At 26.8% G+C, this 23,022-nt stretch carries 20 protein-coding genes; 11 read left to right on the forward strand and 9 right to left on the reverse strand.

Going from position 1 to position 23,022, the window contains the following annotated elements; genetic code table 11:
• Positions 1 to 73: 73 nt before the first annotated feature.
• The 7 genes from D3Z07_RS01850 to D3Z07_RS01880 all read right to left on the reverse strand — a co-directional run bounded on the left by D3Z07_RS01850 (position 74) and on the right by D3Z07_RS01880 (position 6,998).
• The gene (locus D3Z07_RS01850) at positions 74 to 715 is read right to left on the reverse strand and encodes a DsbA family protein (protein ID WP_076087016.1); all 642 of its coding nucleotides are present in this window, start codon (positions 713 to 715) and stop codon (positions 74 to 76) included.
• 62 nt (positions 716 to 777) lie between these two features.
• A complete protein-coding gene (locus D3Z07_RS01855; protein ID WP_076087014.1) occupies positions 778 to 2,094 on the reverse strand; it encodes a dual specificity protein phosphatase family protein in 1,317 nt (438 codons plus the stop codon).
• Positions 2,087 to 3,811 carry a bifunctional alpha/beta hydrolase/class I SAM-dependent methyltransferase gene (locus tag D3Z07_RS01860; RefSeq protein ID WP_122892917.1) on the reverse strand — a complete coding sequence of 575 codons (1,725 nt, stop codon included), beginning with the start codon at positions 3,809 to 3,811 and terminating at the stop codon, positions 2,087 to 2,089. Before D3Z07_RS01860 ends, D3Z07_RS01855 begins: the two co-directional genes overlap by 8 nt.
• Positions 3,812 to 3,820: 9 nt before the next feature.
• Positions 3,821 to 4,432, reverse strand: a complete 612-nt coding sequence (locus tag D3Z07_RS01865) for a lysophospholipid acyltransferase family protein (protein ID WP_122892918.1) — start codon at positions 4,430 to 4,432, stop codon at positions 3,821 to 3,823.
• A gap of 9 nt (positions 4,433 to 4,441) precedes the next feature.
• The gene (locus tag D3Z07_RS01870; RefSeq protein WP_228144653.1) at positions 4,442 to 5,365 is read right to left on the reverse strand and encodes a phosphatidate cytidylyltransferase; all 924 of its coding nucleotides are present in this window, start codon (positions 5,363 to 5,365) and stop codon (positions 4,442 to 4,444) included.
• Positions 5,365 to 5,946, reverse strand: coding sequence for a CDP-alcohol phosphatidyltransferase family protein (locus D3Z07_RS01875; protein ID WP_122892919.1), 582 nt, complete (start codon positions 5,944 to 5,946; stop codon positions 5,365 to 5,367). Before D3Z07_RS01875 ends, D3Z07_RS01870 begins: the two co-directional genes overlap by 1 nt.
• A 62-nt stretch (positions 5,947 to 6,008) precedes the next feature.
• Positions 6,009 to 6,998 (reverse strand): hypothetical protein, encoded by a 990-nt coding sequence (locus D3Z07_RS01880; RefSeq protein WP_122892920.1) that lies wholly within the window; start codon positions 6,996 to 6,998, stop codon positions 6,009 to 6,011.
• A gap of 126 nt (positions 6,999 to 7,124) precedes the next feature.
• Between D3Z07_RS01880 and rraA the strand changes: the two genes are divergently transcribed.
• Genes rraA through ovoA form a run of 4 tightly spaced genes read left to right on the forward strand, consistent with a single transcriptional unit; the run spans position 7,125 to position 12,521 of the window.
• The gene (rraA, locus tag D3Z07_RS01885) at positions 7,125 to 7,604 is read left to right on the forward strand and encodes a ribonuclease E activity regulator RraA (RefSeq protein WP_076086996.1); all 480 of its coding nucleotides are present in this window, start codon (positions 7,125 to 7,127) and stop codon (positions 7,602 to 7,604) included.
• Positions 7,605 to 7,606: 2 nt separating this feature from the next.
• Complete coding sequence (locus D3Z07_RS01890; protein ID WP_076086994.1) at positions 7,607 to 8,176, forward strand: gamma-glutamylcyclotransferase; 570 nt, start codon at positions 7,607 to 7,609, stop codon at positions 8,174 to 8,176.
• Positions 8,154 to 10,376: a tetratricopeptide repeat protein gene (locus D3Z07_RS01895; RefSeq protein WP_206423292.1), complete on the forward strand. Its 2,223-nt coding sequence runs from the start codon at positions 8,154 to 8,156 to the stop codon at positions 10,374 to 10,376. The genes D3Z07_RS01890 and D3Z07_RS01895 overlap by 23 nt, the downstream gene beginning before the upstream one ends.
• A gap of 54 nt (positions 10,377 to 10,430) precedes the next feature.
• The gene (ovoA, locus tag D3Z07_RS01900) at positions 10,431 to 12,521 is read left to right on the forward strand and encodes a 5-histidylcysteine sulfoxide synthase (RefSeq protein WP_122892921.1); all 2,091 of its coding nucleotides are present in this window, start codon (positions 10,431 to 10,433) and stop codon (positions 12,519 to 12,521) included.
• A gap of 17 nt (positions 12,522 to 12,538) precedes the next feature.
• Here ovoA and D3Z07_RS01905 read toward each other — a convergent pair whose 3' ends face one another.
• Positions 12,539 to 12,757, reverse strand: coding sequence for a hypothetical protein (locus tag D3Z07_RS01905; RefSeq protein ID WP_076086990.1), 219 nt, complete (start codon positions 12,755 to 12,757; stop codon positions 12,539 to 12,541).
• A 64-nt stretch (positions 12,758 to 12,821) separates the two neighbouring features.
• Entirely contained in the window at positions 12,822 to 14,303 is a 1,482-nt protein-coding gene (locus tag D3Z07_RS01910) for an alkaline phosphatase D family protein (RefSeq protein WP_076086988.1), read from the reverse strand.
• A 135-nt stretch (positions 14,304 to 14,438) separates the two neighbouring features.
• Between D3Z07_RS01910 and D3Z07_RS01915 the strand changes: the two genes are divergently transcribed.
• The 7 genes from D3Z07_RS01915 to D3Z07_RS01945 all read left to right on the forward strand — a co-directional run bounded on the left by D3Z07_RS01915 (position 14,439) and on the right by D3Z07_RS01945 (position 22,770).
• On the forward strand, positions 14,439 to 15,617 hold the full coding sequence (locus D3Z07_RS01915; protein WP_228200566.1) for a ComEC/Rec2 family competence protein: 1,179 nt from the start codon (positions 14,439 to 14,441) through the stop codon (positions 15,615 to 15,617).
• Between the two features lie 39 nt (positions 15,618 to 15,656).
• Positions 15,657 to 16,451 carry an ion transporter gene (locus D3Z07_RS01920; RefSeq protein ID WP_122892923.1) on the forward strand — a complete coding sequence of 265 codons (795 nt, stop codon included), beginning with the start codon at positions 15,657 to 15,659 and terminating at the stop codon, positions 16,449 to 16,451.
• Positions 16,432 to 17,580 carry a metallophosphoesterase family protein gene (locus D3Z07_RS01925; RefSeq protein WP_122892924.1) on the forward strand — a complete coding sequence of 383 codons (1,149 nt, stop codon included), beginning with the start codon at positions 16,432 to 16,434 and terminating at the stop codon, positions 17,578 to 17,580. The genes D3Z07_RS01920 and D3Z07_RS01925 overlap by 20 nt, the downstream gene beginning before the upstream one ends.
• Positions 17,567 to 19,936, forward strand: coding sequence for an AAA family ATPase (locus D3Z07_RS01930; protein WP_122892925.1), 2,370 nt, complete (start codon positions 17,567 to 17,569; stop codon positions 19,934 to 19,936). The genes D3Z07_RS01925 and D3Z07_RS01930 overlap by 14 nt, the downstream gene beginning before the upstream one ends.
• Positions 19,937 to 20,198: 262 nt before the next feature.
• Positions 20,199 to 21,224, forward strand: a complete 1,026-nt coding sequence (locus D3Z07_RS01935) for a hypothetical protein (protein WP_164707181.1) — start codon at positions 20,199 to 20,201, stop codon at positions 21,222 to 21,224.
• On the forward strand, positions 21,217 to 22,428 hold the full coding sequence (locus tag D3Z07_RS01940) for a hypothetical protein (RefSeq protein WP_122892927.1): 1,212 nt from the start codon (positions 21,217 to 21,219) through the stop codon (positions 22,426 to 22,428). The genes D3Z07_RS01935 and D3Z07_RS01940 overlap by 8 nt, the downstream gene beginning before the upstream one ends.
• Before the next feature lie 12 nt (positions 22,429 to 22,440).
• A complete protein-coding gene (locus D3Z07_RS01945; protein ID WP_122892928.1) occupies positions 22,441 to 22,770 on the forward strand; it encodes a hypothetical protein in 330 nt (109 codons plus the stop codon).
• The last annotated feature ends 252 nt before the right edge of the window (positions 22,771 to 23,022 follow it).

Here is a 23,022-nt window from a genome sequence, read left to right on the forward strand (position 1 = left end):
AGGATTTAATTAGATGTACAAAAATAGTACAAGAAGAGCTTGAAGTAGATTATCTAAATCTACTTCAAATGATTTATAATTCAGAATTTATTAAATCAATTAAGTTTTGTAAACCAAAAACTTCTAAAGGTTTGCCATTTACATAATAAGCTGGAGTTTTGTTTGCTTTTAAAACTTTTCCATCTTCTATATCTTGTTTTACTATTTCAATAATTTTAGGATTTTTCATATCTTCTGCTAATTTAGTCATATCAAGAAGTTTTGAAGTGCTTAATATTCCCCAAGTTTTATTTAAATCAACTTCATGATGAACTGTCCAAAACTTTTGAGTTGCAAATAATAGTTCTAATGTTTCTAAAAATTTCCCTTGCTTTTTTGTAGCTTCTAGCATCATTACAACATCAACTGAGCCTTTATGAAAAGGTGCATATCTTAAAACAAGTTTTATGTTTCCTTTGTTTCTTTTCATAATATCTTTTACATGTGGATGCATTTGTGCACAAGTTTCACAAGCTGGGTCAAAAAACTCAACAAGTTCTACTTTTGCATTTTTTTCACCTAAAATAAATGAACTCTCTCGTACAAGGGCTGAGGAGTTTTGTTTTGCATTTGATGCTAATTGTTCTGATTTATTTGTTTTAAAAATATATGCACCACTTAAAAATACTAATATTAATACTATTAGTGAGCTTATTATAACTTTTTTATTTTGCATTCTTTTACCTTAAATTTTTGATTTAAGATTATCAAATAAACGTTAACAAATAGTTACGATAATTAGTTATTCTTGGAAATAAATTTTTCATATAACTCAAGATTTATACTCATATATTTTGATTTAACATAAATTGGTCTTAGTTTATTCATAATTTCATTTACTTCATTTATTGATTTTTTTTTGTAAAGTAAATAGGATGATATAGCCAAAATACTTCTTGACATTCCTAGAGTACAGTGTATATATATTTTTTCATTTGAATGTTTTTCTATTGTTTTTATTATTTGATGTAAAATCACTGGATCTTGCATTGTCATATCCAACAATGGATATCGTATTTCTTTAATATTTGTTTTATGAAATTGTTGATCATTTGCAAGGTTTATAATGGTTTTAATCCCTAGTGCTTCAAGTTCTTTATACTCTTCTTTTGTAGCTTGTCTTCCAAAATAAATATTGTCATTTAATTGTGATTTAAAATCTATTTTATTTTTATAATAATTCCAAGAAAAATAAGAAGCAATAAAATATGGTGCAAATAGTATTTTTTGAAATATATTTGGTTTTGATTTTTCATTTGTCAATAATAAATTAAAACCAAAAGCATAGATAAAACTTATACTTAAAGCTGTTAAAAATAAATATATAAAAATAAATGAATTAAAGTTAAAATATAAAATTATTGATATAAGAACACCTATTAAATAGTACAAAGACATTTTTAAACTTCTAGGAGTCATAAATCTCGAAGTTAAATATGTTTTTTTCTTCGAAGATATAAGATAAACCACGGTAAAGCCAACAACCGCACCTGTTGGAATATCAATAAAATGATGTTGATAAACAAACAAAGTAGATAAGCAGATAAGTATAAACCAAAAGGCTAAAAATGATTTTATAAAAATATTTGAAATATGTTCTTTCATTGAAAACCAAAGTACAATAGCTAAACTAATATGTAAAGAGGGCATTTGATTATAAGCTAAATCAAGCTCTAGCATTGAAAAAAGAAAGTTTGAAGTTTCAGGTTTTACAAAAGAAAATTGTAAAGGATAAAGAACAAATACAAAAACAGAAAAAGTCATTGTAATAAATATCCTAAGCGCTAAAACTCTAAGCTCAAACCTAGTTTGAGTCAGTAGTAGTGCAATTGCAAATAATATATCAGATGACATATAAGGAATTATAAATATTTCAATAAATGGAATATTTTCTTCCCATTGCATAAAAAAGGATTCATGAGGAGACGTTAAAAAAGCATACTGATTTGCACTTCCGTATAAAATAAAAAATAAAGCACCAAGATACAAAAGCCAAACACTTCTTTCTTTTAAAGTTGCATTTGCTTCTAGGGATGGATTATATATTTTAGTCATTAGCTTTTTTAAACTTTGCAGAAGAAACTGTAAAAATTCCCCAGTCATCTATATTCATATTTTCTTTTTCAAAATTATATTCATTAAATAACAAGTCTAATTCATACTGACTTCTTCTTCTCATAATCCATTGCTTATCTCTATGATTTCCTAAAACGTTTGCAATTTGTGCTAATTGAGGATGCCAAGGTTGTCCTGTATAAACTAAATATCCCTTATCTTCAATAACTGCTGTTATACCCTCAATTGCATTTTTAATCAAATCATTTGAAGGAAATAGCTCAAATACCCCAGAAACTACTACAATATTTGGTTCAAATATGTCCTTTGAATATGTATTTTTATCAAAAGCATCAGCTTGTTTATAAGCAATATTTCCAATTCCAAACTCTTTAACTAATTGTTTCCCTTCATTAATATTTTGTTCTTGATAATCTTGTACCAAAACTTGAATGTTAGGGTATTTTTTACATATTTCTATTAAATATCTAGCAGGTCCTCCAGCGATATCCAAAATTTTTACTTTTTTATTTTCTTTATTTAAAGCTTCAATTTTTTCTTCTAAAGTAGAAATCATATTTACTTTTCTTTGTCTAATCCCTTTCCAACCAATACTATTTAAATAGTTTTTATCAATCATTTCACCAAGTTTCGTTTTTCCACTTGGTTTATTTGCATAAATATAATCAAGAGTTACTCCTGAATCAAATCCATATTTTAAGCCTTTTTTCATTCCATCACTCATGAAACCTAGATTATTAAGCATGAATCTTTGTGTAAAATATGAAGTTTTCTCACATAAAGATTGACTTCCGTAAACTATCTTATCGATTTCATCTTGAGTAATCTTTATTTTTTCATTTAAATAGTTTTCTTTTTCTGATTTAAAACAAAGTTCAATAAAATCCACTATTTCTTCTATTGCTAAATCTTTTTTGTCTTCATATAAAACACCATGAAAGAAGCCATCTAGTTTCACAAACTTTTTAATCTTTGAAGAAAGTTTTGCATAAAAGTCTCCTTGAATACTACTGTTTACAACATAATCTTTTGAAGCACTTAATACTAAAGTTGGTGTTGAAATTAAAGTCGCATCCTTAACCACTCTTTTTGCAGTATCAAGTAGTGTTGTTAGTTGTTTTGCTGGAATATTTGGAGTTATAAGTTTATCTTCATCATATATCTTTTGCTCATTTTTATCATGTGTTAAAAACTTTGATTTTACATAAGATTTGATGTTTAAATCTGGTTTTATTTTTATTGCTAAATCTAAAAATTCTTTGGCAAAGGGAAAATATAATTTTATTTCAAAAGCAGGAGCAACTAAAGCAACTCCTGCAATTTTAGGTGCATAATCATGTATCCAAGTAGATGCAACAACACCTGCAACAGAGTTTGCAATTACAAAAATATCTTCTTGTTTAATCTTTTCTTCTTTACAAACAAAGTTTACAAAAGAGTTTAAATCACGAACTAAATTCATAAATTCATATGTTGCATCAACTTTTGTTTTTCCATGACCTCTATTATCATAAGAATATATTTTATAATTTTCAAATGCTTTTGTTTTAGCAAATTCTTCTAATCTTTTTGAGTGCTCATGCCCTCTATGCAGCACAATTAGTACTTTTTTATTCCAAGTATTTATATTTTCCCATTTACGAAAAAAAAGTTTTTGTTTATCAAAACTTTTAAAAGTATTTATGTTTTCTTCCATTTCTTGCCTTTAGTTTTTGAAATTTTCTTCTAATAATGATACAAAGTCATTTACATTTGAATTTACTTGATTAAAGCAAATTGCTTCTTTTATTTCTAATTTGATTATTAAAGGAATAAAAAGCGCTTCATTTTTAGGTAATGCTTTTCCTGTGTTTTCTAATACCATTGGTACAATTTTTAAATCTGGATATTTTTTTGCTATATGTCCGATTCCATTTTTAAACTTTTGCATAACAGATGCTTCCCCACGACTTCCTTCTGGAAATATAATAAGTATTTTGTTCTCTTCTATAGCTTTATAAACACCATCTAATGGATGCTGTCCATCTTTTCTATTTACTTTTCTATTAATAGGAAGAATTCCAATTAATTGTGTTGAAATCCATTTGATATATTTGTTTTTAAAAAAATAATCACTAGCAGCTACGGGAGATACATTTACGATATCTTTATTTGAATACATTGTCATAATGGCTAAAATATCTAGATGGCTATTATGATTTGCAATAATAACATATGGTTCATCTTTTGGTAGATTTTCTATATTTTTAATACTAAGACCTGTAATTATAAACATAAAAGGCTTTGCAAAAATAGCAAAAAATAGTTTTTTAAACATCTCTAAACCTTAATAATATAAATAATAAACATAATGAAAAAATAAAGGCGTAGTATATGTTAAGCTATCAATTCTATCAATAATTCCACCATGACCAGCTATTAAATTCCCAGCATCTTTAACACCAACATCTCTTTTTATCATAGAAACTACAACATCACCAATAAAACCACCAATACTTATAATTAGACCTGCACCTATTGCTTCAATAACTGTAAAAGGTGTTAGGTATGAAAATATAACTGCTAAAATTGTTGTAGTAATAACAGCTCCACTAAAACCTTCAACAGTTTTATTTGGACTTACTTTTGGAATGATTTTATTTTTACCAAATCTTTTACCAAAAACATATTGTAAAATATCATTAAATTGAGTTAAAAATACTAAATATAAAACCATCATAGCACCACTAACTACTTCAATATTTGGTAAGAAGAATAGAAAAGCCATATGACTTATACAAAATACAAATAGCATCACTCCCCATTGTACTTTACTAGTATTATTTATGAAGCCATCAGTTTGACCTATTAACATTTGTCTAAATGGTAAAAGAAGATATAAATAAACAGGAATACAGATAATAAACATTTCATACCATTGAATATATGCAAAATAGTATTGAAATGCAATTACTATATATCCATAAAACATGATCCTTCTATCTGTATGTCTTGTTGGAATTAATGTAAAATATTCTTTTAAAGCTAGGAAACTTAACATTGCAAAAAATATGATTGCTAAGGTATTATTTATATAAACACCAACAATAAAAAAGCCAATCATATATATCCATGATATTGTTCTATTATAAAGTTCAGTAAAAGGTTTATTCTGCTTTTTTTGTAGGTGTTTTATAAAAAAATATGCAAAAGCTAAAATTGCAAGAATTATTGAAAAAGTAGTAAGAATTTGAGAGTTTAAAATATTCATTATAAACATCCTTTTAATCTGTTATAAATTGTAATTACTAGAAGTATAATACTAATTGCTAGAAGTATATTTAAAAAAACAATATTTACATTAAATACTAATAGAAGTGAAATTAAACCAAAAAGAAAGGCTCTATCACTTTTTCCCATTGGTCCATCATATCTTCTGTCATTGTAAACTGCTTGAAAAAGTACCCCAGTAAACTCAGAGATAATAGAAAGAATAACAACTATTACAACAAGATAAATATCAAGAAACAATATAAAAGGTAAATATAAAAAAACATCAGAAAGGACATCACTTAATTCATTTAAGATTGCACCTTTTTTTGTTTTCATATCATGCTCTTTTGCAATCATTCCATCAATTGCATTTAGTGCCATTCTAATAAACATAATAATAGGTATTAAAAGAAGAAGTTTAATATTAAAACTAGCTAGTAAAATAATTAGCCCACTGATAAAAGATAAGAAAAGTGCAAATAGAGTCACTTGATTTGCAGTGTAGCCTTTACTAGCACATTTCCTTACAATAGGACGAAGTAAATCTTGAAATTTTGGTTTTAAATCATATATAGTCATTAAATTTTCACAACCTTTTTATTTTAAGTTGTGATTCTATCAAATAAGTCTTAATAGTATTGTTACGGCAGTTGAGATTTTGCTTTTATTTTTTCTTCTAAGTTTTGCTTTGTTCTTAATACTGCAGCGTTAATCAGGCTTAAATTATCTAAATCATTTACAAGTAATTTTGCTTCTTTATAAAGTTTATTTGCTTGAAATAAGTTTGCATTTGCTTCATAAATTAATCCCATATTATAAAGAACTTCATAACTTTTGTAATTAAATTCTTGATTAAGTTTTTCTAGTTCACTTAAAGATAATTCTAAATTTCTATTTTCCATTAATTCAGTAACTTTCTCAAATCTTTTATTTTGATTATCTGTAAAAGTTAGATTTTTTTCATTTAACTCTTCAATCATATTTATATCAAAGTACACATAATGAGGAGAAATATCATCTAAAAAATCACTTGCAATTAAGTCTGCAAGTTTTGTATTTATCTCTCTTTTATTTCTAGGAATTGTATGATAAGCATAATAGTGGTGTCTAAAACATTCTCTTATACTTCTTGATCTATTATAAGTTTTTGCAAAAAGTATTTCACTTGTAGAGTCTTTTAAAACTTTAATATTTGTTTGAACATTATAAACTCTATTTTCGCAAGGAATTAAGCGAACATGATACTCCATACACTTTCTTTTTCCTTTTTTACCTTTCTTTCCTTCATATCTATATGATCTACATCTTCTATAATCGATTTCTTCTTCATAATAAGTATAATAATTTAAACTTGAATCAACTATACCTTCTACTCTTGCATCAGTTTTATTGTAATTATTTAATACTTTAAAAACGTTCTTTCCATTTATATTTTTGTTTGCTAATTTATTTTGAATTTTTAAACTTTGATATAAATTGTCATTTACAAAATCTTCTATATATATTGAATGTATTTTTTCATTTGGTATTTTTGAAGGGTGAAGTGATTTTACGGTTAGTCTTTTTGTTCCACATCCAGTAATGAGTACTAAAAAAAGTAAGAATAAAATAGTTTTGTAAATAAGTTTCATCGAAATTTCCTTTTATAAAATATATTATAACCTTTTTGTGTAATTATAGTGAATGAATAAGAATAGATTAATAGTAAAATGAGATAATTATAACTTATTTTAAAGATTATAATAACAAGGATTAATATGGGATTTTTTACAGCAGATTTATGTGATGATTTTAGTGATAAAACAGAAGTTTTAGGGCCTGATTTTAAATCATATGGAGGAAGTGTAAAGTTTAGAGGTACAGCAATTACAGTTAAATTAGACAAAAATAATAAAGATTTAGCAGTACTTTTAAAAGATAAAGATGGAAAAGGCAAAGTTGTAGTTGTAGATGTTGATAAAAAATATTACGCAGTTGTTGGTGACAATTTAATGAAATTTGCAAGTGATAATAACTATGAAGGAATTATTGTAAACGGATATGTAAGAGATACTGTTACAACTAAAGAGTTTGAAGTTGGACTGTTAGCTATTGGAACTTGTCCTAAAAAATATATTCCTGTTCAAGAAGGAAAAATAAATGAACCTTTAAATATTGATGGTGTAGATATTAAAGAGGGTGACTATGTATATGTTGATCCTGATGGAATTGTGATTTCAAAAGAGAAGTTAGTTTAGTTATGTATCTTTTTGGATATGGTTCTTTAATCAATTTATTAAGTGCTCAGAAATCTTTTAAAAGAGTTTTAAAACAAGAAGATTTACTTCCTGTAAATATAAATGGTTTTGAAAAAGTTTGGAATTCGATTGAAAATATTCAATTTGATGGACTAGATGTAAATGGTGTTTTTTTAAATTTACAAAAAAACTCAAATACTTCTACAAATGGTGTCATTATCAAAATTACAGATGAAGAGTTAGAGTTATTAAAACTTAGAGAAAAAAATTATACTTGTATTACAATAAAAGCTTCAAATGCCAATATAGAATTGGATGAAGATATAATCGCTTTTATGACTACAAAAGAAGATAAAATAGCAAAAAAAGGTGATGAAAATTGTTTTATTCCTGCTAAATATATTGATATTTTAACAAATGCTTTTCCTTCATATAATGAAGAGTTTAAAACAAAATATTCAAGTTGTTTAGAAAATTATCCTTTTGAAGTAAAACAAGGAACATATACTTTTAGTGATCCTGTTCAAAATAAGTTTGCAAAGCAAGGAGTTGATTCTGTCAAGTCAAAATAGTTGTAATATTTATACTTCAAAACTTTGTGAAACAAAAAGAAAATCAAAAAGCGACAAAATCATTTCAAAAGAACAAAATGAAATACATATTACTTTTTGTGAAGGTGATTCTTTAGAAACATTTGAAAATGATTTAAATGAACTTCGAGGAAACTCTTTTCTTTATTTTTTTAAAAAAAGATTTTCAACTGCATTTATTTCAATAATTTCAGTACTTGTAATCATGTTTGCTTTGATTTCTGCCTCTATTTATGAGGATTTATTAAAAAAAGTGATTTTCAGCTTGCCTTTTGATTGGCAGATAAATGATACAGTTTCTTTAAGTTTCGTATTGATTTTCTTTTTTGGTTTAATGATGATGCCTTCACTTTTAGATGCAGAAGGAAATGAGTTTAAAAACAATTTATCTTCATGGTTTAATAAGGACATTAGAAAATTAAAAAGATTAAAATTAGGTTTTTCAATTTATGATAAAAAAACTATTATAAATTTATACAACTTTGATTTAGAAGATGAAGAACATTGGATAAATAGACTTTTACTTAAAACCTTAATAAATAGATTTTATACAATAAATTTATTTATTAGAAATGACCAAATAAAAAGTATTGAAAAAAAGCTTGAAGCCTTTGATGTTTTAAATATTGAAGTAATTAAAACAAAAAAACAAATAAATAAAGGTGATATAAGTTTTATTCTTTCAAGTAAAGAACAAAAGTTATTCTCATTAATGCAGCTTAGTTCAACAAAGCTTTTAAATACTCAGAATAAAAGTGTTTTTATTTCATTAGAGTTATTTGAATACTGTGGTAGAAACTTTTTTGAAGACCAAAAAGGTTCAAAAGAACAATTAATATCAGGCTTTCAAAATTTTATAAATAGAAGTTTTGATGATTTTAATTTTATTTCTCAAGAAAAATCACAGCAAATTTACTTTACAAAACAATCAAACTTTAAAGATTTAGAAGATGAAGAAAAAAGATTATCATATTACTTAAGAAATCATATTGAAGATTGTATTTCATATTTTGATAATCCTATTTCACTATTAATTTTATATTATTATGTAAAAGATATTGTTTTAGATGAAAAAAGAACAATATCAATACTAGAAAAATTTATTGAAACAATTGATAAAAAGCAACAATATGAATTGATAGAAGATTATTGGTTTAATATTGCAGGAGAGATGTTTGATTCTTCATCTTTGGAGTCTTTTGAAAAAACAAATAGTTCTTTTTATAGAAAACTTTCAATTGAGGCTCTAAATAAACTAGTTTTCTTATTTGAAAGAAATGGATATTACCAGCAAGCTGTTTTAATATGTAAGTATTTATATGAAATTAATCCAAATAAATACTCAGTTACAATTTGCTCATTACATGAAAGAATGGGACAATTTGAAAAAGCTTATGATAGTTTACCTTTAAAGTTAAATTTAGGAAAAAATAGTAAACCAAGTGATACTGAAATTAGATACTTTCAAAGAAAAGCCTGGATAGTTGTAAGTCAAAGAAAAGATGAATTAAAAGAAGAGGGTTTAAAAGCACTTGAAAATTTAAAAGAGTTGATTTTTTCACATAATGATGATAATGAACCTCTTTGGTTATGGCATTACTACAATATAAAAGCAAATTATGCAGAGTGGAATGAAGATTATGATTTATCAATAGAAAATTTTAAAAAATGTTTAGCAATACCAACTTTAGGTGCTTTTGAATATGGAGCAACTTTTGTAAATATGGCAATTTCTTATAGATTTAAATATTTAACATCTAGTACACAAAACTTTGATATTATTGATAAGTCTATTAGTATTGGTAAACTTGGAGTATTTTTAAAGCAATCAGTTGGTGACAGAGATGAAATGCCAATAGTTTTACATAATCAAGCTTTAAATATTTTATCAAAAATGTTAAATAGTAATGAAGATGAAAAGTTATACAAAGAAGTTGTTACTATTACAAATGAAGCAATTTTTATTTTAGATAAAACAAATTCTATAAAAAGACTAGGAATGCTTTTAATTGAAAACTATATTGCGAAATGTTTTTTACAAGAAGATACAAGTGCTATATCAATTAGATTAAAAAATCATTTGTCATTTTTGGATGAGAATGAGACTAAACAACTAAATAGTTTGTACAAAGAGTTTATAAAAGTCGATAAAATAGCAAGATTAGATTATCTAGATAATTAATTTTAATATAATTTAAACATAATATAATATTTACAATTTCTAATAAGGAAAAGAATGGATTACATAAAAAATACCATAAATTTAACTACAGGAACAATCGAGGAAAAAAGAGAAGAAATTAAAGAATATTTTCTTCAAACATACGCACTAGACGAAAAACTATTTGATTTATTAAAAGATGAAAAATGTATATATAAACAACCAAATAGTTTAAGACATCCCCTAATTTTTTATTTTGGACATACTGCAACATTTTTTGTAAATAAATTAACATTAGCAAATATTTTAAAAAATAGAGTAAACAAAGATTTTGAATCAATTTTTGCAATTGGCGTTGATGAAATGTCATGGGATGATTTAGAATCAAAACATTATGCTTGGCCAACTATTGAAGAAACAAAAAAGTATAGACAGCAAGTAAAAGAGATGGTTTTAGACTTAATTGATACAATTCCTTTTACAATGCCAATTAACTGGGAAAGTCCTATGTGGATTATTTTAATGGGAATTGAACATGAAAATATTCATATAGAAACATCATCTGTTTTACTTCGAGAACTTGATAATAAAAGATTAATAGAAAATGAAATTTTTGAATATGTAAATGAAGAGAGTCAAACTTTCCCTCAAAATGAATTACTTGATGTAAAAGCAGGTGAGGTTGTAATAGAAAAAAATAGAGAAAACCCTATTTACTACGGGTGGGATAATGAGTTTTCATTCCATAAAGCATATATAAAAGATTTTAAAGCTTCTAAGTATTTAGTATCAAATGGAGAGTTTTTAGAGTTTGTAAAAGATGGTGGATACAGTAAACCTGAAATGTTTACAAAAGAAGGAAAAGAATGGTTAGACTTTACACAAGCTAAGCATCCTGTTTTTTGGAGTAAGGTTGATGGAAAATATTTCTTAAGAGAAATAAATAGAATAATTGCTTTACCTTTAAATTATCCAGTTGATATAAATGTTTATGAAGCAGAAGCTTTTTGTAAATTTAAAAGTGCAAAATTAGGATATGAAGTAAGACTTCCAAGTGAAGATGAATATTATAGATTATATGATTATGTTAATGCAGGACAAAAAGACGCAAATATTGGATTAAAACAATTTAATCAAAGTCCAGTTGATAAGTATAAGTTTGATGAATTCTACGATGTTAGAGGAAATGTATGGCAGTGGAGTTTAACTCCTACTTATCCATTTGATGATTTTAAAGTACATCCAATATATGATGACTTTACAACTCCAACATTCGATGATAGACACGCACTTATGAAAGGTGGATCTTTTATTTCTTTAGGAAATGAGATCTTAAGAGAAGCTAGATATGCTTTTAGAAAGCATTTCTTCCAACATGCAGGATTTAGATACGTGAAATCAGATAATGAATATAGAACAAAATTAAATGACAATGTTTATGAAACAGATGACTCAATAGCTCAATATTGTGAGTTCCATTATGGTGAGGAAAACTTTGGAGTTAAAAACTTCTGTGTAAACTCAGTTGAATTATTAAAACCTTATTTAGAAAAAAATAAAACAAATAAAGCCTTAGACTTAGGTTGTTCAGTAGGGCGAAGTACTTTTGAATTAGCAAAAACTTTTGATGAAGTAACAGGAATTGATTTTTCTGCAAACTTTATAAACGTAGGTGTTAAACTTATGAAGTATGATTCATTAACTTTTAGAGTAAAAAATGAAGGTGATATTTCAACTGAAAAAACTGTATCATTAAAAGATTTTGGTTTAGAAGAAACTCAAAATAAAGTATCTTTCATGCAAGGTGATGCCTGTAATTTAAAAGATATTTATACTGGATATGATTTGATTTTTTGTTCAAACTTAATAGATAGATTATATTATCCACAAAAGTTTATTGATGATATTCCTTCAAGAGTAAATGATAATGGTTTATTAGTTTTATTAAGCCCATATACATGGCTTGAAGAGTATACACCAAAAGAGAACTGGTTAGGTGGATATATTAAAGACAATAAAGAAGTTTCAACGCTAGAAACTTTAAAAACTGAACTTCAAGATTTTGAATTACAAGAAACTATTGATGTTCCTTTTGTAATTAAAGAAACAAATAGAAAGTATCAACATTCAGTTTCTCAAATGTCAATTTGGAAGAAAAAAGCTTAGGCTTTTTTCTTTTAACTTTAAATTTTATTTTCCATTAAAAAATTACAATGATAAGATGTTAATAGTATTAATGGTGATAAAGACAACAATATAATATTTCCAAATACAAATGCAAAAGTACCTATAAAAGCTGTTAAAACACTTACAACGCCAGTTATATAATAAATATCACTCTTATTTAAATTATTCAATTTTATGATACTTTTTTTAAGTATATTTTCTATTTTAGATTTCATGTTAATCCTTATACTATCTTTTTTAAATTATAACTTTATATTTTAATAAAAACAAATATTTTATTTAATTTAAGGCATAACAAGGTTTGTCTTTATTATCACAAACCCAATTTATCCATAACTTTTCATCTGTTCCTTCATTTAATGTTACAAAATTTCTAACTCTTAGATACTTAGCTGAACCAATTGGTGTTAGCATTGAAGTCTCAATGGTTTTATCTTCATTTAAAAACTCATTTCTATCATTTGTAACAGCACAAATTCCTAACCATTCAATATATGAAGGAGGTGTGTGTACAATACCTGAAGATACTACTTGATGAATTTTATCTTTATTTTCATGATCATTAATAACTCCCAAAGAACCTACATGAACATCACCTGATAAAATCACTGTTCTTGTATTTTTTTTATTTGATTTTCTTTTTTGTATATTCATAAATAAACGCATAATAAGTCGCATTCTCTCACCTTGATGCTCTTTTGCTCTCCAGTGATCTTTTAAATCATCTGTTAACTCTTCTTGCCATGATGTAAAATCAACTAAATCTTCAGTACAAGAAAAATCTCTATAAACAACAGGAACAGCTGATAATACCAGTAAGTTATCATTCAAAGCATTTTCATCAAGATAATTGTTTATATCTTTCCATTGCTCATTTCCCATTACAGAATATATACTTCTTTGAGCTCTATTATCAAGTCCTAAAATATGATAGTTTCTAAATTTTAGTGCAAAAGAAAAATGGTCTCTTTTTTTAGAAAGTAGGGTATGATTTTTAATTGTTCTAATTTGGAATATTTCAAAATACTTTTTTGCAACATTAAAAATATTATTGTATACATTGCACGTTTGTAGTTCTTCAGGATAAGAACCCCAACCATCAAATATGTCATGGTCATCCCACATCATAACTGTTGGAATAGATGCAAGTGCTAAGGACATTGATTTATCACTCCATTTTTTTATATAGAGTTTTTCATAAAAATCATTTAACTGCCTAATCATAGTTTTAGAAGCGTTTCTTTTTACTTTCTCACTCATCTTAAGTTTTGACCATTTTTCAAGTTCTAAAACTTTTGACCATAATTCATCTGCATAAACTTGATCACCACCCATTATAAGAACAGAAAAGGGCTCTTGTTTATGAGCAATTTCTAGTTTTTCCCATAATTTATATGGAACATCAATTTTTGCAAGAAGGTCAGGACTTGAAAAACCATTACAAGACCCATAAGCAAACTTTGGTTTTTCATCTTTTGCTGGAATATAAAACTCCCAAAAATCACGCTTATTAAAATCTTCTAGAATACCTTTTTCATTTTGTATTTGATATTTGATTATTCTAGAATTTTTTGATTGTTTTATATTATATTCTGCTCTATAAAAATATCCACTATTTAAATTTGCAAATTTTGTAGCTTTTACTATTGTGTTATTAAATATAACAGAATAATCAAGATTAGTTTTACTTAAAAAACAGACAATATATTTATTATCATCTTCTACTGATAATAAAGGACCTAAGACTAATTTCTCGCTCATTATGGCTCCTTTTATAAATAATAAAGTTATCAAATTAGTATAACATATATAAAACTCACTATAATAATTTATATGATTATTTTAAATAAAAAACAGCTTGAGTCCTTAAACTTGAAATTTGTAGTATTGTTATTTATGATTTTTTGTATAAGTCTTTCCATTGAATATACTAAGTATCAAGAGTTGGTTTATGAGGAGGTTTATGAAACAAGAGTTGAAGTTATAAATATTTATAAAAAAGAAAAGTATGATGTATTAAAATTAAAATCTAAGAATTTTGATTTTTTCACATCTTTTCCTAAAAGTCATAATGTTAAAAAATTTGATTTACTAAATATTGCAATTATTACAGAAAAAATCGATTTTATTAAATACTTAAAAGGCTTTTATACTAATACAATATATTTTGATAAACTTACAAAAACAATAAGTTTCAAAGACAAAATAATAGAAAAAATAAGAGCTAATCATCAAAATACTCAAATTAGTGAAGTATTTGAAGCACTGTTTTTAGCAATTCCTTTATCTACGCAAACAAGAGAAGTTTTTACAAATTATGGTATTAGTCATTTGGTTGCTTTATCTGGTTTTCACTTGGCTGTTTTGTCATTTCTTATTTATTGGATTTTTTATTTTCCTTATAGCTTTTTTCATACAAGATATTTCCCATACAGAAATAAAAGATATGATTTACTTTTAATAGCACTTGTTTTTTTATTTTCATACTTGCTTCTTACAAATGTTGTAGCTTCACTTCTTAGGGCTTTTGTAATGTTATATTTAGGAATATACTTACTTCGCTCGAAGATAAAACTAATCACTTTTACAAATTTATTTTTTGCTTTTTTAATAATAATATCAATTTTCCCAAAATTTATATTTTCTTTATCTTTATGGTTTTCTATGTTTGGAGTATTTTATATATTTTTATTTATTAAGTATTTTAAAGATTTGAAAAGTAAAGTCTTGCAGCTTTTATTTTTTAATTTTTGGATATATTTTGCGATGAACCCAATTGTTCACTACTTTTTTGAAACTACTACCTATGAACAACTGTACTCTCCTTTTATGACTATTGTTTTTACTTTTTTTTATCCACTTGAACTTTTTGCTCATATATTTAGTTTTGCACATATTTTTGATAAATATTTACTCTCTTTTTTATCATATGAGTTTTATACCTTTGAGGTTGGAATTACATTTGAGTTGTTTATTATTTTTGTACTTTTATCTTTTAGCTCAATATTTAATAAAAAAGCTTTTATATTATTAAATGTTTTTATAGTTTTGTATAATATATATTTGTTTTTATAAGATTATTATATAATTAATAATTACAATAAAAGAGAATATATGAATCTAAAAAAACAACTACACACGATATTTGAATATCCCCGCAAGCATAAGTATGGAATGCTAATTCAAATTTTGATATTTACAAATATTTTTATAAGTATTATTGTCATGTTTTTACAAACTGAAAAATCCTTATTAGAGTATTATGATATTTTTTCAATAATAAACTTTACAAATGTAATGCTTTTTACTCTTGAATATCTTGCAAGAGTTTATGCTCTTGGTTTTAATGCAAGAATAAATAGATTTAAATATATGACTAGACCTATGATGCTAATTGATTTAATAGCAATTCTTCCTTTTTATCTATCTTTATTCAATCTTGACTTTGGTTTCTTAAGAGCTTTACGTATTCTTCGTATCTTTAAACTATTTAGATTGACAAAATTTGCTGAGTTCGATGGTTTAGTTGTATCAATAGTAAAAGAAAAAAAAGAAGAATTTATTTTTATAGCTATTACTCTTATCGTATTACTTATTACTATTACACCTTTAGTTTATTATTTTGAAAAAGATGCACAGCCTGAAGTTTTTATAAGTATGGGTACGACTATGTGGTGGACAGTTATTACTTTTACAACTGTTGGATATGGAGATATGTATCCTATTACACTTATGGGAAGAATACTTACAACTTTTGTAAGCTTTTTAGGTATTGCTTTTTATGCAATTCCTGGAAGTATTTTTACCTCAGCACTTTTAGAAAAGATAAATGATAAGAAGCAAAGAAAAAGAGAAAAAATAGAAAGAGAAAAGCTGGAAAAGGAAAAACTTGAAAATTCTTCATTTTAGTGATACTCACTTAGGATATAACGACCTTGATATTCTAGATGAAAATAATATAAACCAAAGAGAAGCAGACTTTTATGATGCCTTTACTCAAGTAGTAAATCAAATCATAAAAATTAAACCTGATTTCATAATTCACACAGGTGATTTATTTCATAGAAGTTCTCCAAGTAATAGAGCTATTACTTTTGCACTTGAACAGTTTAAAATAATAGATAACTTAGATATACCTTTTATACTAATAGCAGGTAATCACTCAACGCCAAGAACAAATCTAAGCTCACCAATTTTGAAGATATTTGAAAACTTTAAAAATGTATATGCTTCATACTCACAAGAATATAAAAAAATAGAGTTTGATGATGTAGTGTTTCATACACTACCACATATGAATGACGATAGTATTGCACTAGATCAAATAGAAATATGTGAAAGCAGTATTGATACTCGTAAAAAAAATATTATGATGATGCATTGTACTGTTGGTGCTTGGTATCTTATGAATGAGTATGGAGAGTGGGTATATCCAATTGATAAAGAATACATCTTTGAAAAGATGAATTATGTTGCACTTGGTCACTGGCATGGTTTTGGAGCAGTAAGTATAAAAGGTACAAAAGAAAAATACGAAAATGTTTTTTATAGTGGTAGCTTAGAGCGAACTAGTTTAAACGATAAAAGAAATGAAAAAGGTTTTGTAGTTCTTGATATTGAAGATGATTTATTAAATACCTTACATGTAGAGTATAAACAAATTAATATAAGACCTATAAGAGTAAAAGAGATTGATTGTAGTGATTATGAGCAGTCAATACAAAATATTGATGCTAGTGATACTCTAAATGCTATTGTAGATGTGAAACTTACAAACCTAAGCTCACTTCAATCAATAGACATACAAAACTCTAGTATAAAAGAACTATTTCCAGATGCTATGAGTGTAAATATAAAAAGAGAGTTTAAAAACAGCTCTAGTGATTCTAAAGTAGAAGATATAGAAGCTTTAAGTTTAGAAGAGTATTTCTTAGAGCATATACATGATGATAGTAAAAAAGAAGAATACGATAGATTAAAAAACAAAGTGCAAGAGTTGTTTTCTTTATATGAGGAAAGTACTAATGATACTAACTAAACTAACTCTAGAAAATTTCAAAAGATATACTTCTTACTCAATAGAGTTTAAAGAAGGTCTTGTAGGAATAATAGGAAAAAATGGTAGTGGAAAGTCTACTATATTTGAAGCAATACTATTTGCACTATATGGTGAGCTTAAAAACAAAGGCTATAAAGAAGTAATACGAAATGCAAATGCTAGTTCTAAAGAAGCTGTAATTGTAGAACTAGAGTTTGAGTTTGACAGTGTTGAGTATAAAGTAAGTAGAGAGTTTAGAGGAAAGGCTCTTAGTGCAAATGCAAAGTTTTATAAAAACAATGAACTTATAACTACAGGAGCAAAAGAAGTAACAACTTCAATTGTAAAACTAACACGTATGAGTAAGGATGCATTTTTACATACACTGTTTGCTTCACAAAAAGAGTTAACCTCTTTAAGTAATCAAAAGCCAGAAGATAGAAAGAAGATGATTAGAAAACTTCTAGGACTTGAAAAGATAGATTTCATAGAAAAAGAGCTAATTGAGAAAAGCAGACAACTAAATCGAGAAATAAAGGCTTTTGATGAGGTTTTACTTTCAAGTGAAGATGTAGAAGTTAAGAAATCGCATATACTAGAGTATAAAGAACAAACAACACAATTACAAAATCAAGTAGATATAAAAACAAAAGAAATAAATCAATCTAAACTATTAGAAGTAGATATACAAAAAGAACTAGCAATTTTCTTAAAAACAAAAGAGCAAAAACTAAATCATGCTTCACAATGTGAGATATTAAAAACTAGTATAAACTCACATATAAGAAATCAAGCAAAACTAAGTGATGATGTAAATACTTTAAAGCTAAAACAAAATGAACTAAAAGGCTTAGAAAGCATTAAACAAGAGTATGTAAAAGTGCATGATAGTATAAAAGAACAAGAGAAGTTAAAAGAACACCATATAAGAAAAGAAGGCTTAATAACAGAGCAGATAAGTTTAAGAGAACAATATACTAAATCAAAAGAATCTATTGTTGAGTTAAAAGAGCAAACAAAAGAGCATAAAACACTAATAGAAAAAGAAAAAGAACTAGAAAAGTATATAGTAGAGTATAAACAAAAGCTAGAGCAAAAACTACAAGAAGAAAAGAGTATAGAAAAAACTATAGCAGGTGAAGATAAACTAATAGCAGATGTAAATACAAAAATAAAAAAGATAAAAGACCTAGGACGTGAATCAAACTGTCCTACATGTACAAGACCATTACTAGATGAGTATGATAATGTACTTGAAAGTCTAGAAGATATAGTAAAACAAACGAAAAACGAAAAGATACAAAAACATAAAGAAGAACTTGAAACTTTAAAGAAACAAAAAGAAGAACTACAAAAAAGTTATGAGAGTACAAATCATGAGTACTTTACTACCTCAAAGAGTGTAAATCTAATAGAGAGTAAAAAACGTGACCTAGTAAAAGAAGAAGAACACTTTGAAAAAGTAAAAGCTCATGGACTTAAAAACAAAAGTGAACTAGAAAAGATAAGTACTTTTATCTATGATGAAACAGCTCATAATAACGCACTAGAAAAACAAAAAGAGTTAAAGTCAAAGTACGAGTATGTTCTAGGATTAGAAACTATGCTTTTACGTTTAGATAAAGTTCAAGATGAACTAAATAGTGTGACTATAACTATAGATGATTTAAGTAAAAAATATGAAGCTTTAGAGTTAGAGTATAAACAAATCAACTATGATGAGGTAAAACACAAAGAGAAAGAGAAAAACTTTGATGAGGTTAAAAAACAAAAAGAAGAACAATCAACTATTCTAAATAATCTAAAAGTACAAATAGCCACAATAAACGGACAAATCCAAACAATCCAACAAAGCTTAGATGATAATACAAAACAACTAAGCAAAGTACAAACAAAAAAAGATGACTTGACTGACTACGAAAAAATCAAAGTAAGTCTAGGAGAGTTCAAAACAAAACTAAACTCTAAAATAGCTCCTAGAATATCTACAATAGCTTCAGAAATGTATGCCATAATCACAAAAGGAAAATACCAACATATAGAAGTATCAAATGACTTTGACTTCTTTATCTATGATGAAGGTAAAAAGTATCCAATCGATAGATTTTCTGGTGGTGAAGTAGACCTTGCAAACTTGGTTCTTAGAATCGCCATATCAAAAACACTAGGCGAACTAAGTGGTACAAGTTCTGTAGGGTTCCTAGCTTTTGATGAAGTTTTTGGAAGTCAAGATGAAGCAAGACGTTTAGAAATACTAGAAGCTTTTCATACTATAAAAGAACAGTATAGACAGATATTTTTGATAAGCCATGAGATGGAGATAAAAGAGATGTTTGAGTTTGTTGTTGAATTATAAACTAATACCTAGAGGAGAAACTATGAAAGCAAAAATATTATTAGCGACAATGTTACTAACTTCGATGTTATACGCAGACTTTACCTTAGAGTATAAAATGGATGACAACATGAATCAGCTTGTCCAGTATAAAGATGCACAACATGTGATGATTACAACAGGTGGTGAAGGGGAACAAACGTCTCAGTTATTACTTGGTGATAAACGTTATATGGTGATGAAACAAGGTAGTAAAACCAAATATATGGATATGGATGTCATGATGGAACAGATGAAACAGATGTCTGCTAAATATGGTGGTATGCCAGGAGAAGTTGAAGAAGAGGAGTCACACGTACCTGATTTTAAAATAGTAAAAAAAGGTGAAAATAAAACTGTTGCAGGCATCAATGGTCAGGTTTGGACGGTTGAGTATGAGGAAGAGGGTAAAAAAGAACAGTTAGACTTGGTTGTTACAGACGATGAAAAAGTAGTAGATGCAGTACATAAGTATATGAATATTATGACGAAATTTACTCAAGGAAGTGCAGATGAAGATGGACTCTCTTCACTTATGAACATTGAGAAAGGGTATGTAACCATAGCTTTTGAGGGTATGGAATTGTTGAAGTTTGATGATGCAGACATTTCTGACTCAGTATATGCTTTACCTGCTTCTATGAACGTAGACAAAAAAACAGAAGTTTCTGTAAAGAAACCACCTCTTTGTCCATTAGTTGGATCTCATGGAGAAGCCCAACAACTCTTAGAAATGTTAAAACCAGAAGCAAATGGTTGGAAACAGCTTTCAAATGCTACTTGTATGAATATGATGAAGACGAAAATTGAAAATGCTATTTATCAAAAAGGTGATTTCTATATTCATATCAATCTTTCAATTAATGTTGAAGATGAAAAAGGAATGGTTGCAAAATATAGAATCAATGATATGGAGATACAGAACTACAAAAAAGGAAAGATTCAAGGAAAGCGTTATCAGGCTGCGTATCTAAAAAAGTCCAAACATGATGCAATGGATATTAGACTTGAAAATGCCATGCTAACCATGACAACAACAAGAAATGATAAAGTGGATTTAGTAGAGTTTTCAAAAGCTGTATTTGATTTGAGTAAGTTTATTCCTGTTGAAAAATCAAAAGTTACGGCTGATGATGCATTGAAATCTCTTGGAGGTTTATTTGGTGGAGGTGCTTCACAAAGTGAAGAAAATTCAAAAGATACAAAAACTGCTGAAGAGATGCTAAAGGGTCTCTTTGAAAAATATGATAAAGGAGTTGATGATGAATAATATATTTGCATACATACAAAAATTGATATTAGGATTGTTACTTATATGCAGTGTAAATATTCTGGAAGCTTCTTCAAGTGAACAAGTAGCAATTGGTTACAATCCTGCTGACTTTACTGTTGTAGGTATGCGCTATCCAGATAGAGCCCTAACGGATATGGTTGTTACTACTTTGTTTCAGTCACGTTGTTCATATATAGTAACGGCAACAGAAGACCCTAGGGTGATGGAAGCAATAAATGAGGAGATTGAACTCTCTAATAGCGATTATATTGATCCTTCTAACCGGGTAATATCTAATCATATAGCAGCAACCCATTTGGTAAAAGGAAACTCAGTTTTAAAGCAGGGTAGATTGACAGTAAATCTGAGGATTGAAGACCGTCAGGGTAATGTAGTAGCTCAGGCAAAGGCTTCAGGATTACATGTTGGTACGAATTATTGGCGTTTGATAGAAGAGGCATCGAGATCATTAGCAAAGCAGATGTGTAGAGAACCTTATTATACAGTTACAACTTCTCAAAAAACAAGTACAACAGCAAAAGTTATTGAAAACTACCGTGGAATAAATAAAGATTTAAAAAGTCATCAGGAAGATAAAGATACGTATTATATCTATATAGATGAAGATAATGCAAAGATCGTGCAGTATCATGTAGATGCAAAATCGACACGTAAAATACATAGAGAAAAATACGAACTTAATATGGATAGTTGTCAGTATGAGATAGAAAAAGAAGACAAACTCATAAAAAATATGGGTGGACAAGATATATTAAAATCTGAAGATGAAGGTTGGTGGTTCGAGGACGATTCCAAAATCTATGTAAATCTGCCATCATCAGACAAAGAGTTATCTTTTACATGGGGTAGTTTGAGAAAATATGGTAACTACAGTAATAATAAACAATACAAGGACAAAATACCTGAAATAGCAAAACAAATTTTGGGTAAAGTCAATGATATGGCAACACTTTTCAGGAAAGAGAGTAAAAATAGTAAAGAGATGGAAATATTTAAAAACCTTTATGGTTATCCAGGTTCACCTGCAGATGTACAGTGTGGAGGAAAGGTAACGATGGAAAGTTTTCTAATTCCACCACTTGATGGACTACAAGACCCAGATATTGATTTTTCTATCAATATTAGACTTTCAAATAAAGATGAGATTAAAATCTTACAAAAGAAAATGAACATTAAATAAGGAAATGAATTAATGCTAGAAAGAAAGTTTGTTATTAAAATTTATAAGGATTATGATTGGGAGATAAAGTTAAAAACTTTATCTGATTATGCCTTGTATCCAGAACTTGAAGTAGAGAATTTTTCAATAGCTAGACAAACACTTGATAGAAAAATTGTCTATTTATTTGATGCAACCATTGAGCAAGAAAATATAGATGTATGTAAAGAAGATATTAGATTTAATGAGTTATGTAAATTTGAAGCTTTTATTGATGATGGAGCAGGGGAAGAATTATCATCTGAATTTGATGGAACTATTATTGATGCATTAGAATATATTCAAAAGAATTTTGCTGATTAGTTTTATCTTGAACTCCATCTAATAACTTTTTTTAACTTCCATAATAAAAACCTTTTTCTTAAGGGACATAATTTCCTAATACCAAGATATATGACAAATAACGGAACACTTTGTCCTGTTATCTCTTGATATAGAGTTAAAAGGACATTTTATATTTAAGGTTAATAGTATAAAAGTTAGTGTTTTTTTAATACATTACATTTTTGTAATAAAAAATATTATTAATAAAACACTTTTTATGTCTTTTAATAA

It is taken from the genome of Arcobacter peruensis, assembly GCF_003711085.1.
GTDB classification, from domain to species: Bacteria; Campylobacterota; Campylobacteria; order Campylobacterales; family Arcobacteraceae; genus Poseidonibacter; species Poseidonibacter parvus.

What these genes read in the sequence shown, in the direction of transcription:
- D3Z07_RS01850 (WP_076087016.1), bottom strand. Translation starts at nt 715, where the DNA reads ATGCAAAATAAAAAAGTTATAATAAGCTCACTAATAGTATTAATATTA.
- D3Z07_RS01855 (WP_076087014.1), bottom strand. Translation starts at nt 2,094, where the DNA reads ATGACTAAAATATATAATCCATCCCTAGAAGCAAATGCAACTTTAAAA.
- D3Z07_RS01860 (WP_122892917.1), bottom strand. Translation starts at nt 3,811, where the DNA reads ATGGAAGAAAACATAAATACTTTTAAAAGTTTTGATAAACAAAAACTT.
- D3Z07_RS01865 (WP_122892918.1), bottom strand. Translation starts at nt 4,432, where the DNA reads ATGTTTAAAAAACTATTTTTTGCTATTTTTGCAAAGCCTTTTATGTTT.
- D3Z07_RS01870 (WP_228144653.1), bottom strand. Translation starts at nt 5,365, where the DNA reads ATGAATATTTTAAACTCTCAAATTCTTACTACTTTTTCAATAATTCTT.
- D3Z07_RS01875 (WP_122892919.1), bottom strand. Translation starts at nt 5,946, where the DNA reads ATGACTATATATGATTTAAAACCAAAATTTCAAGATTTACTTCGTCCT.
- D3Z07_RS01880 (WP_122892920.1), bottom strand. Translation starts at nt 6,998, where the DNA reads ATGAAACTTATTTACAAAACTATTTTATTCTTACTTTTTTTAGTACTC.
- rraA (WP_076086996.1), top strand. Translation starts at nt 7,125, where the DNA reads ATGGGATTTTTTACAGCAGATTTATGTGATGATTTTAGTGATAAAACA.
- D3Z07_RS01890 (WP_076086994.1), top strand. Translation starts at nt 7,607, where the DNA reads ATGTATCTTTTTGGATATGGTTCTTTAATCAATTTATTAAGTGCTCAG.
- ovoA (WP_122892921.1), top strand. Translation starts at nt 10,431, where the DNA reads ATGGATTACATAAAAAATACCATAAATTTAACTACAGGAACAATCGAG.
- D3Z07_RS01905 (WP_076086990.1), bottom strand. Translation starts at nt 12,757, where the DNA reads ATGAAATCTAAAATAGAAAATATACTTAAAAAAAGTATCATAAAATTG.
- D3Z07_RS01910 (WP_076086988.1), bottom strand. Translation starts at nt 14,303, where the DNA reads ATGAGCGAGAAATTAGTCTTAGGTCCTTTATTATCAGTAGAAGATGAT.
- D3Z07_RS01915 (WP_228200566.1), top strand. Translation starts at nt 14,439, where the DNA reads ATGATTTTTTGTATAAGTCTTTCCATTGAATATACTAAGTATCAAGAG.
- D3Z07_RS01920 (WP_122892923.1), top strand. Translation starts at nt 15,657, where the DNA reads ATGAATCTAAAAAAACAACTACACACGATATTTGAATATCCCCGCAAG.
- D3Z07_RS01930 (WP_122892925.1), top strand. Translation starts at nt 17,567, where the DNA reads ATGATACTAACTAAACTAACTCTAGAAAATTTCAAAAGATATACTTCT.
- D3Z07_RS01935 (WP_164707181.1), top strand. Translation starts at nt 20,199, where the DNA reads ATGGAACAGATGAAACAGATGTCTGCTAAATATGGTGGTATGCCAGGA.
- D3Z07_RS01940 (WP_122892927.1), top strand. Translation starts at nt 21,217, where the DNA reads ATGAATAATATATTTGCATACATACAAAAATTGATATTAGGATTGTTA.
- D3Z07_RS01945 (WP_122892928.1), top strand. Translation starts at nt 22,441, where the DNA reads ATGCTAGAAAGAAAGTTTGTTATTAAAATTTATAAGGATTATGATTGG.